The sequence below is a fragment of the Mesorhizobium album genome, assembly GCF_033977205.1.
Taxonomy (GTDB): Bacteria; Pseudomonadota; Alphaproteobacteria; order Rhizobiales; family Rhizobiaceae; genus Mesorhizobium; species Mesorhizobium album.
In genome coordinates, this window is record NZ_JAVIIW010000022.1 from 70,791 (window position 1) to 86,519 (window position 15,729).

The window sequence follows — 15,729 nt, forward strand, 5'->3', positions numbered from 1 at the left end:
CAATTTTGGGCTTGTCAACCGGCCGTGCGTCGACAAGATAGCGCTCCCGCCGCCTGGAATGGTTGGCGAACATAAGATACGCCAGTGAAACGGCGATGACGGGAGCCACCAAAGAATGATCGGACTCGTGCTCGTGACGCACGGTCAACTCGCCACCGAGTTCCGGCATGCCGTAGAACATGTGGTGGGGCCACAAGACAACTTCGAAACCGTGGCGATCGGCGCCGACGACGACATGGAGAGGCGCAGGGCCGATATCGTCGACGCGGTCGCGCGCGTCGATTCCGGGGCCGGCGTGATCGTGCTCACCGACATGTTCGGCGGCACGCCTTCCAACCTTGCGATCTCGGTGATGGAATCCGGCCGCACCGAGGTGATCGCCGGCATGAACCTGCCGATGCTGATCAAGCTCTCCTCGGTCCGCAAGGGCGACAACATGGCCGTCGCGCTCGACGAAGCGCAGGCCGCGGGCCGCAAATACATCAACGTCGCCAGCCAGCTTCTGAGCAGCAAATGAACGCCCATGCGCCGGACGGGGACGAGGTGGTGCGGGAACTCCCGATCGTCAATCAGCGCGGCCTGCATGCCCGCGCCTCGGCCAAGTTCGTCCAGGTCGCCAGCGGCTTCGACGCCACCATTCATGTCGAGAAGGACGGCGTGAAGGTCGGCGGCACGTCGATCATGGGCCTGATGATGCTGGCGGCAAGCCCCGGCTATTCGATCCGCGTCACCGCCACCGGCCCGGAAGCCGGTCCGGCCATGGACGCGCTGGAACAGCTGGTCGCCTCGCGCTTCGGCGAGGAAATCTGAATTTTAGTTTTATGCATGTCGTTGCCCCAAAACCGCTGCGCACTTTTGGGCGACAAGCATTGACGCAAAGACATGCACGAATAAAGATTTCTTTATATCCCATTGTCGTTTGACGGCCGATCTGCTAGTCAGGCCGGCAATTCGCGCCCCTCCATGCGCCGTCCCGGCGCGGGCGCGGTTTGAAACAATCACACCGGAGCACTGCCATGACGGGTAGCAAGGACTATGTGGTCGCCGACATCTCGCTTGCCGGCTGGGGCCGCAAGGAGATCGAGATCGCCGAAACCGAAATGCCGGGCCTGATGGCCTGTCGCGAGGAGTTCGGCGACAAGAAGCCGCTCAAGGGCGCGCGCATCTCCGGCTCGCTGCACATGACGATCCAGACGGCGGTGCTGATCGAGACGCTGAAGGCGCTGGGCGCCGATATCCGCTGGGCCTCCTGCAACATCTTCTCCACGCAGGATCATGCCGCGGCGGCCATTGCCGAGGCTGGCATTCCGGTGTTCGCCATCAAGGGCGAGTCGCTCGAGGATTATTGGGAATACACCGACCGGATCTTCCAGTGGACCGACGGCGGCGCCTCCAACATGATCCTCGACGACGGCGGCGATGCCACCATGTACATTCTGCTCGGCGCCCGCGCCGAGGCCGGCGAGGACGTGCTGTCCAATCCCGGCAGCGAGGAGGAAGAGATCCTCTTCGCCCAGATCAAGAAGCGCATGAAGGCTTCGCCCGGCTTCTTCACCAGGCAGAGGGAAGCGATCCGCGGCGTGACTGAAGAGACGACCACCGGCGTCAACCGTCTCTACCAGCTGCAGAAGAAGGGTCTGCTGCCCTTCCCGGCGATCAACGTCAACGACTCCGTCACCAAGTCGAAATTCGACAACAAATACGGCTGCAAGGAATCGCTCGTCGACGGCATCCGCCGCGGCACCGACACCATGATGGCCGGCAAGGTCGCGGTGGTCTGCGGCTATGGCGACGTCGGCAAGGGTTCGTCGGCCTCGCTGCGCGGCGCCGGCGCCCGCGTCAAGGTCACCGAAGTCGACCCGATCTGCGCGCTGCAGGCGGCGATGGACGGCTATGAGGTGGTGACGCTGGAGGACGCGGCCCCCACCGCCGACATCGTCATCACCACCACCGGCAACAAGGATGTCGTCACGCTCGACCACATGCGGGCGATGAAGGACATGGTGATCGTCGGCAACATCGGCCACTTCGACAACGAGATCCAGGTAGCGGCGCTGCGCAACCTGAAATGGACCAACGTCAAGCCGCAGGTGGACATGATCACCTTCCCCGACGGCAAGCGCATGATCCTTCTGTCGGAAGGCCGGCTGCTCAACCTCGGCAACGCCACCGGTCATCCGAGCTTCGTCATGTCGGCCTCGTTCACCAACCAGGTGCTGGCGCAGATCGAGCTTTTCACCAAGCACGGCCAGTACCAGAACCAGGTCTATGTGCTGCCCAAGCACCTCGACGAGAAGGTCGCGCGGCTGCATCTCGGCAAGCTCGGCGCACGTCTGACCGAGCTTTCGCCTGAGCAGGCGGCCTATATCGGCGTGACCCCGCAGGGTCCATACAAGCCGGAACACTACCGCTATTAACCAAAACGAAATTATCTACAATATATTGAAGCCGGGTGTTGACTTTCCACCCGGCTTCATTTTTTGCGCCCGTGATTCTTCACGCCGATTCCGGCAGGGGTTATTGTTGTGATTCGCGGTCCGGGGACATTTGGGCCGGGGACGCATTCAGGGCGGTCTTGTATTCAAGCGGCGAAGAGGACCAAGACATGCCGGGGGAAAACCCGCCACGCGCGGGACAGGCCGTTTCCGGCGGCCATGAGGATTCGATCACGACCGGCTCCGCCCCGACAGGCGGGGGTTTCCCATGGCGTGCACGCGCCCGCATAGGCGCGCTTCTTGCCACCTCCACGCTCGCCGCCCCAATGCTGGCGTTTACGGCGCATGCCGAAACAGGCATTGCGCGGCAGGCCGGTCAGTCCGTCAGCACCGTCGAGGTGATGCAGCTTGCCATGTTCGTCGGCGTGATGGGCGCAGCGCTTGTCTCGGCCATCTTCCTGATCCGCGAGCGGGCGCGCACCTCGACGCAGAATGTCGAGCTCCGGGCCCGCATCGCCGATATCAATGCGGCGCTCCAGCGTTCCGAGGCCCTGCTCAATCTGCGCGATCAGCGCGTCGTCGTCTGGACGTCGGAGAACAAGAAGGCGGAACTGATCGGCAGCCTGCCGCTGGAAAGCGGCGCGCCCGACGAGAGGTCCGCTTTCCTCGCCTTCGGCCGTTGGCTGATGCCGCGTTCGGCCGCGGCGCTCGAGAACGCCATAGCCGCCCTGCGCGACGGGTCGAAGGCCTTCGACCTCGTCATTGAGACGCAGGCGGGCATGCCGCTCGAAGTGCATGGCCGCAAGAGCGCCGCGCATGTGCTGGTCCGGTTCATCTCGCTGTCGGAAACGCTGCGCAGCCAGGCCAGGCTGAAGATCGAGAACCAGCGGCTGAGCGCTGATTACGACACCATCGTCGGGCTGCTCGATGCGCTCAAGATGCCTACATGGCTGCGCGGCACCGACGGGCGGCTGAAATGGGTCAACCGCGCCTATGCCGAAGCAGTGGAGGCTGAAGGCCCCGTGGCTGCCGTGCGCGAGGCGAAGGAGTTCTTCGGCGGCCAGGCGCGCGAGCAGATCGCCGAGCAGCACAAGTCGCGCCCCGTCTTCGAGCAGACACTGTCGACAGTGATCGAGGGCGACCGCCGCATGTTCGCGGTCACCGACTTCGCGGGCGCCGACGGCTCGGCGGGGCTCGCCTGCGACATCAGCGCCATCGAGACGATCCGCGCCGAATATGAGCGGACCGTGCGCAGCCATGCCGACACGCTCGACCAGCTCAACACGGCGGTGGCGATCTTCGACACCGACGAGAAGCTGCGCTTCTTCAACCAGGCTTTCCAAAAGCTGTGGGACCTCGACAGCGGCTTCCTGCACAGCGCCCCTTCCAACGCGCTGCTGCTCGACCGGCTGCGCAGCGAAGGCAAGATCGCCGAGCAGCCGGAATGGCGGCGCTGGAAGGAAAACCTGCTTGGCGCCTATCGCGCCGTCGAATCGCAGGAGCATTGGTGGCACCTGCCGGATGGCAAGACGATCCGCGTGGTGGCCAACCCGCAGCCCAAGGGCGGCGTCACCTGGGTGTTCGAGAACCTGACAGAGAAGATAGACCTCGAAAGCCGCTACCGGACCGCCGTGCGCGTGCAGGGCGAGACGCTGGACAATCTGGCGGAGGGCGTGGCGGTGTTCGGGCCGGACGGACGGCTCCGCCTGTCCAATCCGGCCTTCGTCACGCTCTGGGGGTTGGAAGCGGATGCGATCAAGCCCAATGTCCATGTCTCGGCGATCCGCGATCTTTGCGATCGCCGCGCCCCCGACAGCCCATGGGGCGGTTTCGTCGCCGCCATCACCGGCTTCGACGACGAGCGCCGCGACCGCCGCGGCCAGACCGAGCTCGTCAACGGCACGGTGCTGAGCTATGCCGTTATCCACCTGCCCAACGGGCAGGTGATGATGACCTTTGTCGACGTCACCGACACCGTCAATGTCGAACGGGCGCTGAAGGACAGGAACGAGGCGCTCGAGAAGTCGGACCAGTTGAAGAACGAGTTCGTGCAACACGTCTCCTATGAGCTGCGCTCGCCGCTGACCAACATCATCGGCTTCACCGAGCTTCTGTCACTGCCGTCCACCGGGCCGCTGACGCCGAAGCAGCGCGAATATGTCGAGCATGTCGGCTCGTCGTCCTCGGTGCTGCTCACCATCGTCAACGACATATTGGACCTCGCGACCGTCGATGCCGGCATCATGCAGCTCGACATTTCCGAGATGAGCATCGACAGGACGATCGCGGCGGCAGCCGAGCTGGTCGCCGACCGGCTGGAGGAGCACCAGATCAAGCTCAAGGTCGACGCGGCGTCGGCGCCAAAGAGCTTCCATGGCGACGAGACCCGTGTCCGTCAGATTCTCTACAATCTTTTAAGCAACGCTGCGAACTATGCGCCGGAGGCGAGCACGATAACGCTCACCTGCCGCCGAATGGCCGAGGGCGTGGAATTCTCCGTGCATGACGACGGGCCAGGCATGCCGCCGGACGTGCTGGAATCCGTCTTCCGTCGTTTCGAGCCGCGCGCCAATGGCGGCCGCCGGCGCGGCGCGGGACTGGGGCTCTCGATCGTGAAGAGCTTCGTCGAGTTGCATGGCGGAACCGTGCGCATCGAAACCGGCATGGACAGGGGCACGACGGTGATCTGCACCTTCCCCGACACGCCTTCGGGCATCCGCGAAGCGGCCGAGTAACGCGCTTTGGCAGAGACGATGCTGGAACGTTTTCTCGCCGACGAGGCGGCGACGGCAAGGCTTGGCGAAGACCTTGCCATGGCTGTGCGCGCCGGCGACGCGATCGCGCTGAAGGGCGACCTCGGCGCCGGCAAGTCGACGCTGGCCCGCGCGCTGATCCGGGCGCTTGCCGACGATGCCGGTCTCGAAGTGCCGAGCCCGACCTTCACGCTGGTGCAGAGCTACGACACGCGGATCCCGGTCCACCATTTCGACCTCTACCGCCTGTCTTCGCCGGACGAGCTCGACGAGCTCGGCCTCGACGATGCGCTGGCGCAGGGTGCGGCGCTGATCGAGTGGCCGGAACGGGCCGGGGATCAGCTGCCGGCAAATGCGCTTGAGGTCGAGCTTGCCGAGCAGGGCGCCGGCCGGTCGGCAAAAATCTCCGGGCAGGGAGCCGCCTTCGAGCGCGTGGCGCGCTCGCTTGCGATGCGCGATTTTCTCGCCTCCGCCGGATGGGGGAAGGCGAGCCGCCGGCATTTCGTCGGCGATGCGTCCGCCCGCTCCTACGAGATCGTCTCGCTTCCCGGCCAGGCGCCGCGCGTGCTGATGAACTCGCCGCGCCTGGTGCTCGGTCCGCCGGTGCGCGACGGTAAGCCCTACGCGGTGATCGCCCACACGGCCCAGTCCGTCACCGCCTTCGTCGCCATCGACCGGGCGCTGCTCGCTGCCGGCGTCAGCGTTCCGGTCATTCATGCGCAGGACCTCGACCAGGGTTTTCTGCTGCTCGAACATCTCGGCTCGGAAGGATTTTTGGGCAGCGATGGCCAGCCCATCGCTGAACGCTATGAAGCAGCGGCGCAACTGCTCGCCATGATGCATGGCAAGGCGTGGCCGCAGCGTATGGAGGCCGCGCCCGGCGTGTTCCACGACGTGCCGCCCTTCGACCGCGAGGCCATGCTGATCGAGGCCGATCTGCTGGTCGACTGGTATGTGCCGATGGTCACCGGCAAGCCGGCAAACGATGCATTGCGGGCCGGCTACCACAAGCAATGGAATGCCGTGCTCGACCGGCTCGCGGGCGCAGAATACACGCTGATGCTGCGCGACTTCCATTCGCCCAACATCATCTGGCGTGCAGAGCGCTCCGGCCTCGACCGGCTCGGCATCGTCGACGTCCAGGACGCGCTGATCGGCCCGGCCGCCTATGATGTCGCCTCGCTCGCCATGGATGCACGCGTCACAGTCCCGCCCGGGATCGAGCGGCGGACGGTCGAGGCCTATGTCGCAGCCCGGCGCGCCGCTGGCACCTTCGACGAAGCCGGCTTCGCCGAGGCCTACGCGATCATGGCGGCGCAACGCAATTCGAAGATCCTCGGCATCTTCGTGCGGCTCGAAAAGCGCGACGGCAAGCCTTACTATCTGAAACACCTGCCGCGCATCCGCGACTATCTGAGGCGGGCGCTGGCGCATCCGGCGCTCTCTGGGTTACATGATTTCTATGACGCCCATGGCCTGCTAGAGGAATGACCGACTTGGAGGTGAACGATCTGGGCTTAAGGTTGATGGACGACGCTCTCGTCCCAACCACCGCGATGGTGCTCGCCGCAGGTCTTGGCAAGCGCATGCGGCCGATCACCGACACGATACCCAAGCCATTGGTGAAAATCGCCGACAAGGCACTGCTCGATTGGGGACTCGACAGCCTAGCCAGCGTCGGCGTCAAAAGAGCCGTTGTAAATGTCCACTATCTTCCCGACCAGATAGTCGCCCATGTTAAACAGCGACACACACCGCGGGTCGTCATTTCCGATGAGCGCCAAGGTTTGCTGGACTCCGCTGGTGGAATCATCAAAGCGCTCCCTAACCTGGGCGCCCGGTTCTACGTGCTCAACGCAGACACGTTTTGGATAGAGAGAGAGGTTTCCAATCTCTCGCGACTCGCCCATGCTTGGCGGGGTGCGAAAATGGACATCCTGCTGATGCTCGCGGAACTCCAATCGGCGACCGGACATTGCGGCAGCACGGATTTTCTTATGGCGCCTGACGGCACTCTGCGGCGCTCAAAAGGAGACCCTGCGGGCCTAATCTACGCTGGCGCGGCGATTGTCCACAAACGCATATTCAATGATGCACCATCCGGGCCGCATTCGCTGAACGCCTATTTCGACAAGGCGATCGCCGCCGGCCGCCTGTTCGGCATGAAGATGCAGGGCCATTGGATCACCGTCGGCACGCCCGACGCCATTCCGGCCGCCGAAGCGGCTGTCGCCGGCGCCCTTGCGAAGGCGGTATGAGCGGCTCGCGCCGCGTCTTTTCCATCCCGCCCGGAGCGCCGTTCCTGCCGACGCTGGCGGAGGCGTTGCTCGATGGCCGGCTCATCCCCGGCTTCCGCTTCGACGGCGACCCCCTGGCGCTCGCAGACGCGACCATTTATGTGCCGACCCGGCGTGCCGCGCGAGCACTGCGTGGCGCCTTTGTCGAGGTGCTTTCTGAGTCGGGAGGGGCCAAACGCTCGGCCATCCTGCCGACGGTGCGTCCGCTCGGCGAATTCGACGAAGATGAGGCGGCTTTCGACACCGAGGCGGCACCGGCCATCGATCTCGCGCCGCCGATCGCCGCGCAGGAGCGGCTGCTTCTGCTGGCGCCGCTGGTCCGCGCCTGGAAAGAGAGCCTGCCGGCGCATGTCGCGGCGCGCTTCAATGAGGAATTCGTCGTGCCGACTTCGGCCGCCGACGCCATCTGGCTTGCGCGCGATCTTGCCCGGCTGATGGACGAGATCGAGACCGAGGGCACGGATTGGGCAAAGCTTGCGACGCTTGTGACCGGCAACCTCGCCGGCTGGTGGCAGGTGACGCTCGATTTCCTCGGCATCGTCACCGACAATTGGCCAAAGCTGCTTGAAGAACGCAACCGCTCCAACCCGGCGGCGCATCGCAGCGCGCTGATCCGGCTGGAAGCGGCGCGGTTGAAGCGCAATCCGCCGGCAGGACCGGTGATCGCCGCCGGCTCGACCGGCTCCATTCCCGCCACCGCCGAGCTGCTTGCCGTGATTGCGAGCTTGCCCAATGGGGCGGTGGTGTTACCTGGCCTCGACCGCGAGTTGGACGACGCATCCTTCGCGGCCATCAAAATGCCCGGCGCGCGGCCGGCAACGCTCGGCCACCCGCAGTACGGCCTCGCCAAGCTGATCGGCGGCATCGGAGTTGAGCGCCGCGATGTCGAGGAAATCGGCCTGGCGACGAGGCCGCTGGCGCTGCGCTCAGCCCTTGTCGGCGAGGCGCTGCGTCCGGCCGAAACGACCGAGCATTGGACGGAGACGCGGCCACGCTTCGCGGCAACGGATGTCGAGCAGGCGCTGGCCGGCGTGACGCTGGTCGAGGCGGCCAACGAGCGCGACGAGGCGGCGGCGATCGCGATCGCGCTGAAGCGTGCGGTGGAAATACCGGGTCAGCGCGCGGCGCTCGTCACCGGCGACCGCGCCCTGGCGCGGCGGGTTTCCGCCGAGCTTCTGCGCTTTGGCGTCGTCGCCGACGATTCCGGCGGCACGCCGCTAAGCAACACACCAGCGGCCAGCCTGCTCCGGCTGGCGCTGCAGGCAGCGTTCCGGCCCGGCGATCCGGTAGGTCTGTTGTCACTGCTCAAGCATCCCCTGCTTGGCCCCGGCCTCGAACGCCAGACCGTTCGCAAGGCGGCCGAGCTGATCGAGCTGGTTGCCTTGCGCGGCGGCACCGGCCGGCCGGACATCGTCTCGCTCGGCGAGCTTTTCGAGACGCGGCTCGCGGACCTTGGTAGCGACAGCCGTCAACCCTTCTGGTTCCCGCGCCTCACCGTGCGCGGCATCGAGCAGACACGGGATGTGCTTAGCCGCCTTGCCGATGCGCTCTCCCCGCTTACGGCGATGCGCGGCGAGAAGGATGCGGACATCGCAACACTGACACGGGCGAGCGTCACGGCGCTGGAAGGTCTTGGCCGCGCGGTCGACGGCAGCCTGACCGAGCTCTATGCCGGCGACGCCGGCGAGAAACTCGCCGAGCTGCTGCGCGGACTAGTTGCCGCGCCATCGCCCTTCACCTTTCCCGCCGGCGAATGGCCGGACGTAGTCGAGGCGCTGGTCGCGCCGGAAACGGTCAAGCCGGCGCAAGGCACCGACCGCAACATCGCCATCTGGGGCGCGCTGGAAGCGCGCCTGCAGAGTGTCGACACGCTCGTCATCGGCGGGCTCAACGAAGGCGTGTGGCCGCGCAAGCCGGAGAGCGACCGCTTCATGTCGCGGCTGATGAAGACCGGGATCGATCTCGAGCCGCCGGAGCGGCGCATCGGCCTCGCCGCGCATGATTTCCAGATGGCGATGGGCGCCAGGCAGGTGGTGCTGACGCGCTCGGCCCGGTCCGGCGACGCGCCCGCGGTGCCGTCGCGCTGGCTGCAGCGCATCCTCACCTTCATCGGTAGGGACCAGGCGACGGCGCTTAGCCGGCGCGGCGAGGCGCTGCTTGCCTGGGCGCGTTCGCTCGATGCTGGCGAAAGAAAAGAGTTCGCGGCCCGGCCGCAGCCGAAGCCGCCGCTGCGCCTCAGGCCGCAGCATTTCTCGGTCACCGAGATCGAGACACTGCGCCGCGACCCCTATGCGATCTATGCCAGGCGCATCCTCGGCCTGATGCCGCTCGACCCGGTGATCCGCGATCCGGGCGCCGCCGAACGCGGCACGCTGTTCCACGAAATCCTGCACCTGTTTTCGCGCCGGGTGGAGGACCCAAGGGCGCCGGGTGCACTGGCAGCCCTTATCGAGGCCGGGCGGGCTTGCTTTGCCGACGCAAAGCTTCCGCCGGACATAGAGGCGGTATGGTGGCCGCGCTTCGAGAAACTCGCCGAAAACATCCTCGAATGGGAGCATACCCGCGCCGAGGCGGTCGCCAGGCGCCATGCCGAGGAGCGCGCCGAAAAGACCGTCGTCGGCCGCAGCGGCGTCACGCTCTCCGGCTATGCCGACCGCGTCGACCTGCTTGCCGGTGGCATGGCGGACATCCTCGACTACAAGACAGGCTCCTCGCCCTCGAAGGCGCAGGCGCACACGCTGCTATCGCCGCAGCTCGCGCTTGAGGGCGCGCTGCTCAGGCGCGGCGCCTTCAGGGAGCTCGGCATCTGCGAGCCCTCACAGCTTGCCTTCGTGCGGCTGAAGCCGAACGGCGAGGTGTTCGAGGAATCGATCCTCGAATACAATCGCAAGCCGAAGACCGCCAACGAGCTTGCCGAGGAAGCCTGGGCGCGGCTGGAGAGGCTGCTCTTCCACTACGCCGATCCTGCGACCGGCTATCTGTCTCGCGCGCTGCCCTTCCGCGAAGGCGAGGCCGATGGCGACTACGACCACCTAGCCCGCGTGCTCGAATGGTCGGCTGGCGGCGCAAGCGAGGACGAGGCGGAAGGATGAGATATCCGATCCCGTCCGACACCGCCGCCAGCCAGGCGCGCGCCTCCGACCCGCAAAATTCCGCCTGGGTGTCGGCCAATGCCGGTTCGGGCAAGACGCATGTGCTGGCGCAGCGTGTCATCCGGCTTCTGCTCAACGGCACCGATCCGTCGAAGATCCTGTGTCTCACCTACACGCGTGCCGCCGCCGCCAACATGTCGAACCGCGTGTTCTCGACGCTGTCGGAATGGACCTCGCTGCCCGATGCCGAGCTGGCGTCGCGGATTGCCGCGCTCGACGGGCGCGGCGCCGACCGCGACATCATGCGGCGCGCGCGCCGATTGTTCGCCGAGGCGCTGGAGACGCCGGGCGGTCTAAAAATCCAGACCATCCACGCCTTCTGCGAATCGGTGCTGCATCAGTTCCCGCTTGAAGCCAACATCCCCGCGCATTTCGAGATGCTCGATCCGCAGATGGAAGCCTCGCTGTTCGCCGACGCCCGCCGCGACATGATTTCGGGTGCCGGCGCCGGCGTCGAAGGCCTGGCGGAAGCGTTCGCCACGGTGCTGGAGCGCGGCGGCGAATTCGGGCTCGACACGTTGCTGTCGGAGATGGTGAACAAGCGCGACGAGCTACGCGGGTTCGTCGCCAAGATCGCCAAGGGCGGGGATTTCCGGCCGCTCTTTGCCGAATTCGGCTTCAGGCCAGGCCAGACGGCCGACGGTATCGCCGCTTCCGTCTGGCCGCTGCCGGGCTTTGCGTCCGGCGAGTTCAGCGAATTCGCGCGCGCCGCTGAAGCCGCCGACGCGCGGCAGGTGCTGAACAATGTTCTGCCCTATGCGCAGAGCGCCTTTGCCGAGGCCGATCCGACCCGGCGGCTGCGGCTGCTCGCCAAGGCTTTCCTGCGGTCCGATGGCGACCCCTACGACCCGCCGAAGATCTTCAAGAAAGCGTTGGTCGACCGGTTGCCGGACCTACCGGAACGCTACCTCGCGGCGGCCAAGGCGATCCTCGATGTCTCGGATCGGCTGGCATTGTTCCGCATGCTGGAAGGCACGGCCGCCGCGCTCACCGTCGCCGGCTGGCTGATCGCCCGCTACGAGCAGCTGAAGCGCAGCCGCGGCTTCCTCGACTTCAACGACCTGATCACCCGCACCGTCAGCCTGTTGTCGCGGCCGGATGCCGGCCCCTGGGTGCAATACAAGCTCGACCAGGGCATCGACCACATCCTGCTCGACGAGGCGCAGGACACCAGCCCCGACCAATGGGAGGTGGTGAAGAAGCTGACGGAAGAGTTCTTTGCCGGGCTCGGCCAGCGCGAGGCGGTGCTGCGCACGGTGTTCGCCGTCGGCGACGAGAAGCAGTCGATCTATTCCTTTCAAGGAGCCGCACCCGATTCCTTTGCCGAAAGCCGGCTTTTGTTTGCCGGCCGCGTGCGCAGCGCGGAAGCCTCCTTCGCCGACCTGAAGCTCACCTGGTCGTTCCGCTCGAGCGACGACGTGCTCGCCGCCGTCGACCGCGTCTTCGCCGAGCCAGGGGTGCGGCGCGGCATCAGCCACGATCCCGATCCGCTGAGCCACAAGGCGATCCGCACCGATGCGCCCGGCTATGTCGAAGTCTGGCCCTCGATCGGCGCCGAAATGGTCGAGGAGCCGGACGACTGGACCTTGCCGGTCAACCACGCCAGCGCGCCCGCCGTGCGTGTCGCTGAGCATGTGGCGACAACCATCCAGAACTGGCTAAGGAACGGCGAGATTATCGAAGGCAAGGGCCGGAAGCTGACGGCCGGCGATATCCTTGTTCTGGTTCGCAAGCGCGACCGCTTCGTGCATGCGCTGTCGCGCAGCCTCAAGAACCGGCAGATCCCGGTCGCCGGCGCCGACAGGCTTAGCCTGCCCGGCCATATCGCCGTGCAGGACCTGATCGCCCTCGGCCATTTCTTGATCCAGCCGGAGGATGACCTGTCCCTGGCCGCAGTGCTGCGCAGCCCGATCTTCGACGTTTCCGAGGAAACCTTGCTGACGCTCGCCGGCGAGCGGCCATCCGGCCAGTCACTGATCGCCTCGCTGAGGCAACATGCGGCCGGAGACGAGGCCTTGGCCGCCATCGTTAGCCGGCTCGATGCCTGGGCGAACGAGGTCGCGTTCAGGCCGGTTTTCGAATTCTACGCCGCGGCACTGGCGCGCGACGGCTTGCGCCGCAGGATGACGGCCCGGCTCGGGCCGGAAGCCGGCGACATTCTCGACGAGTTCCTGAGCTTCTGCCTGGCCGAGGAACGCACCGGCCTGCCGGGGCTGGAAGCCTTCCTCTCGACGCTCGAAAACAGCGGGCCCGAAATCAAGCGCGAGATGGACCAGACCCGCGACGAGGTGCGCGTCATGACCGTGCATGCCGCGAAAGGCCTCGAAGCTCCGGTCGTCTTCCTGGTTGATGGCGGCTCGGCGCCGTTCAGCGACCAGCATCTGCCGCGGCTGATGGCCTTCGAAGGCTCGGGCGCGCAATGGAAGGGCAAGGGCTATCTCTGGCGCTCGGCCAGCGACGTCGCCAATGGCGTCTCAAGAGCTGCCTCAGTGCGGGCGCGCGAGCTTGCCGACGACGAATACCGGCGGCTGCTTTATGTCGGCATGACGCGCGCAGAGGATCGGCTGATCGTCTGCGGCTATCACGGCAAGCGGGCGCCCAGCACCGGCACCTGGCATTCGATCGTTAGCCGAGCGCTGCTAGCTGCGCCTGAAAGCACCGAGCGCCGGCATCCGGCGACGGCCGAGGTGGCGGTGCATCGCTTCCATATGACCAAGCTGCCGCCGGTGGCTTTCGCCGGGGCCGACGAGACGGCGCCGTTCGAGCATGCCGCGCCGCTGCCGGACGGCCTGTTCCGGCCGCTGCCGCCCTATGAGGACCTGCCGCGACCGCTCTCGCCCTCCGGCGCGTCGGCGCTGATCGACGAGACGACAGAAGCCCTCCCCGACACGCGCTCGCCGGTGCTCGACGCCGAGGCCGAGCCAGGCGTTGCAGTGGTGCGCGGCCTGGCCCTGCACAAATTGCTGCAAATGCTGCCCGGCATTGCGGAGGAGGAAAGGCGAAGCGCCGCGGAACGCTATCTGGCGCGCGCCGGCGCCGAATGGCCTCGGGGCGAGCGTGACAAGGCGCTGGAAGCGGTGCTTTCCATCCTCTCCGACAGCCGCTTCGGTGCGCTGTTCTCGCCGTCGTCACGACCGGAAGTCGCGGTCATGGGCAGCTTGGAGGTGAAGGGCAAGCTGCGTTCCATCTCCGGCAAGATCGACCGGCTGGCCGTCACCCAAGAAAAGGTGTCGATCGTCGACTACAAGACCAACCGGCCGGCGCCGGCGAGCCTGGCCGAAGTGCCGCCGGCTTATGTGCTGCAGCTTGCGCTCTACCGCGCGCTGCTTCAGCCGCTCTATGCGGGCCGCGAGGTGACGGCGGCGCTGCTCTTCACCGAGGCGCCGCGCCTGATCGGGCTCCCGGCAAAGGCGATGGACGATGCCCTTGCCCGACTCACGGGAGCGTGACACAAGAACTGCTTGAACATCGCCGCCACAACCACCACATTTGGTGCAATCCCGAGTTTTCGAAAGGATTCCAGCATGGCCACCGTCAAGGTCGACAAGGGCAATTTCCAGGCCGATGTGCTCAACGCAAAGGAGCCGGTTGTGGTGGATTTCTGGGCAGAGTGGTGCGGTCCGTGCAAGATGATTGCCCCGGCGCTGGAAGACATCGCCAAGGAGCTCGGCTCGAAGATCAAGGTCGCCAAGCTCAACATCGATGAGAATCCCGAGTTGGCCGCTCAGTACGGCGTGCGTTCGATCCCGACGCTGATGATCTTCAAGGGCGGCGAAGTGGCCGACATGAAGGTGGGTGCCGCGCCGAAGACCGCGCTGTCGCACTGGATCAACGGCAGCCTCGCCTGAGCCAAGCATAATATTTCAGGAATGGGCCCGGCCATCGCGCCGGGCTTTTTCTTTGGCGCCATCGCTGGCGGCGCTCTGGCCCTGACGCTGTGACCTGCCATCTCCTCTTCTACAAGAAAAGGAGAGCCCCATGACCGGAACAGCCAAGGCCACCGTCTTTGTCGACAATGAGCGAGTCATCGTCACGGAATACCGCTTCGCCCCGGGCGCCAACACCGGCTGGCACCGCCACGGCCACGACTATGTCGTGGTGCCGCTCATGGACGGCAAGCTGAAGCTTGTGACCAAGGACGGCGTCACCTTCGCCGAGATGAAGAAGGGCGCGCCCTATTTCCGCAGGGAAGGCGTCGAGCACGACGTCATCAACGCCAATGACAGCGAATATGCCTTCATCGAGATCGAGCTGAAGTGAAATTTGATGGCAAGCCACCTTCTGCCATCTTGATGGCAGAAGCCCGCAAGCCTATATCTCCCTCAAACGGAGTTTCAGATGGCCGAACCGCAGCTCTCGGTCCGTAGCGCAAAGGCACGAGACCTTGCTCATCGACTTGCCCGTCGCGAAAATCGCTCCGTAGCCGATGTCGTCGAACGCGCGCTTGAATCCTATGAGATCCGTGAAGCGGGGCGCGAACCCGCATCCACCTTCTATGCTCGCCTGGCGGCAAACTATGGCGCAGACATTGATCTGGAGAAGATCATCCGCGAAGGCCGCCAAGTTCATACCGGACCCGAGCTTTGATTTTCGTCGACACCAACGTAATTTCGGAGACTCTTAAGAAGGTACCGGACGCGGCCGTGATGGCTTGGCTTGTCCGGAACGACGCCGAACTGGTTCTTCCCACAGTGGCGATTGCTGAAATCGCCTTCGGCATCCAGAAGATACGACCTGATGAGCGTGCCGATCGCCTCGAGCAGGGGCTTTCTCAGTGGCGCCGTCGCTTTGCCGACCGCATTTTCGGACTGACCGAGGAGGCCGCCCTGGCTTATGGCGAGATCATGGGGAGCGCCTGGCGCCAAGGCCGGGGCATGTCGGCTCCCGACGGCATGATTGCAGCCATCGCGCGCGTGAACGGTGGTCGGCTGGCAACACGCAATCTGAACGACTTCGGTTCCGCCAGCCTTGACCTGATCTCACCGTGGGACTTCTGAACTGCATTTCAGACTGATCCACTACCGAAAGCGCGTCGCGTTAAGACGGGTTGCAGCTACGCGCTTCAGGTCTTTGATGTCGTTTCCCAAAACCG

The 15,729-nt window shown here is 65.5% G+C and carries 12 protein-coding genes; all 12 read left to right on the top strand.

From position 1 onward, the window contains the following. Positions 1-115 precede the first annotated feature (115 nt). Positions 116-517: a PTS sugar transporter subunit IIA gene (locus RFN28_RS19255; protein WP_320288903.1), complete on the top strand. Its 402-nt coding sequence runs from the start codon at positions 116-118 to the stop codon at positions 515-517. Further along, the gene (locus RFN28_RS19260) at positions 514-810 is read left to right on the top strand and encodes an HPr family phosphocarrier protein (protein ID WP_320288904.1); all 297 of its coding nucleotides are present in this window, start codon (positions 514-516) and stop codon (positions 808-810) included. Before RFN28_RS19255 ends, RFN28_RS19260 begins: the two co-directional genes overlap by 4 nt. Positions 811-1,016: 206 nt before the next feature. Continuing rightward, complete coding sequence (ahcY, locus tag RFN28_RS19265) at positions 1,017-2,417, top strand: adenosylhomocysteinase (RefSeq protein ID WP_320288905.1); 1,401 nt, start codon at positions 1,017-1,019, stop codon at positions 2,415-2,417. 188 nt (positions 2,418-2,605) lie between these two features. Further along, complete coding sequence (locus RFN28_RS19270; RefSeq protein WP_320288906.1) at positions 2,606-5,170, top strand: sensor histidine kinase; 2,565 nt, start codon at positions 2,606-2,608, stop codon at positions 5,168-5,170. An 18-nt stretch (positions 5,171-5,188) separates the two neighbouring features. Then, positions 5,189-6,679, top strand: a complete 1,491-nt coding sequence (gene tsaE / locus RFN28_RS19275; RefSeq protein WP_430678394.1) for a tRNA (adenosine(37)-N6)-threonylcarbamoyltransferase complex ATPase subunit type 1 TsaE — start codon at positions 5,189-5,191, stop codon at positions 6,677-6,679. 65 nt (positions 6,680-6,744) lie between these two features. Then, positions 6,745-7,446, top strand: coding sequence for a nucleotidyltransferase family protein (locus RFN28_RS19280; protein ID WP_320288947.1), 702 nt, complete (start codon positions 6,745-6,747; stop codon positions 7,444-7,446). After that, on the top strand, positions 7,443-10,577 hold the full coding sequence (gene addB, locus RFN28_RS19285) for a double-strand break repair protein AddB (protein WP_320288908.1): 3,135 nt from the start codon (positions 7,443-7,445) through the stop codon (positions 10,575-10,577). Before RFN28_RS19280 ends, addB begins: the two co-directional genes overlap by 4 nt. After that, positions 10,574-14,086, top strand: coding sequence for a double-strand break repair helicase AddA (addA, locus tag RFN28_RS19290; RefSeq protein ID WP_320288909.1), 3,513 nt, complete (start codon positions 10,574-10,576; stop codon positions 14,084-14,086). Before addB ends, addA begins: the two co-directional genes overlap by 4 nt. 75 nt (positions 14,087-14,161) lie before the next feature. After that, positions 14,162-14,485, top strand: a complete 324-nt coding sequence (trxA, locus tag RFN28_RS19295; protein WP_040972836.1) for a thioredoxin — start codon at positions 14,162-14,164, stop codon at positions 14,483-14,485. Between the two features lie 130 nt (positions 14,486-14,615). Then, positions 14,616-14,897 carry a cupin domain-containing protein gene (locus RFN28_RS19300; protein WP_320288910.1) on the top strand — a complete coding sequence of 94 codons (282 nt, stop codon included), beginning with the start codon at positions 14,616-14,618 and terminating at the stop codon, positions 14,895-14,897. Between the two features lie 78 nt (positions 14,898-14,975). After that, positions 14,976-15,224, top strand: coding sequence for a plasmid stabilization protein (locus RFN28_RS19305; RefSeq protein WP_320288911.1), 249 nt, complete (start codon positions 14,976-14,978; stop codon positions 15,222-15,224). Next, the gene (locus tag RFN28_RS19310; protein ID WP_320288912.1) at positions 15,221-15,634 is read left to right on the top strand and encodes a type II toxin-antitoxin system VapC family toxin; all 414 of its coding nucleotides are present in this window, start codon (positions 15,221-15,223) and stop codon (positions 15,632-15,634) included. Before RFN28_RS19305 ends, RFN28_RS19310 begins: the two co-directional genes overlap by 4 nt. Positions 15,635-15,729 lie beyond the last annotated feature (95 nt).

Excerpts from the sequence above, each read along its gene's own strand:
- RFN28_RS19255 (WP_320288903.1), top strand. The coding sequence starts at position 116 with ATGATCGGACTCGTGCTCGTGACGCACGGTCAACTCGCCACCGAGTTC.
- addB (WP_320288908.1), top strand. The coding sequence starts at position 7,443 with ATGAGCGGCTCGCGCCGCGTCTTTTCCATCCCGCCCGGAGCGCCGTTC.
- RFN28_RS19300 (WP_320288910.1), top strand. The coding sequence starts at position 14,616 with ATGACCGGAACAGCCAAGGCCACCGTCTTTGTCGACAATGAGCGAGTC.
- RFN28_RS19280 (WP_320288947.1), top strand. The coding sequence starts at position 6,745 with ATGGTGCTCGCCGCAGGTCTTGGCAAGCGCATGCGGCCGATCACCGAC.
- RFN28_RS19305 (WP_320288911.1), top strand. The coding sequence starts at position 14,976 with ATGGCCGAACCGCAGCTCTCGGTCCGTAGCGCAAAGGCACGAGACCTT.
- addA (WP_320288909.1), top strand. The coding sequence starts at position 10,574 with ATGAGATATCCGATCCCGTCCGACACCGCCGCCAGCCAGGCGCGCGCC.
- RFN28_RS19270 (WP_320288906.1), top strand. The coding sequence starts at position 2,606 with ATGCCGGGGGAAAACCCGCCACGCGCGGGACAGGCCGTTTCCGGCGGC.
- trxA (WP_040972836.1), top strand. The coding sequence starts at position 14,162 with ATGGCCACCGTCAAGGTCGACAAGGGCAATTTCCAGGCCGATGTGCTC.
- tsaE (WP_430678394.1), top strand. The coding sequence starts at position 5,189 with ATGCTGGAACGTTTTCTCGCCGACGAGGCGGCGACGGCAAGGCTTGGC.
- RFN28_RS19260 (WP_320288904.1), top strand. The coding sequence starts at position 514 with ATGAACGCCCATGCGCCGGACGGGGACGAGGTGGTGCGGGAACTCCCG.
- ahcY (WP_320288905.1), top strand. The coding sequence starts at position 1,017 with ATGACGGGTAGCAAGGACTATGTGGTCGCCGACATCTCGCTTGCCGGC.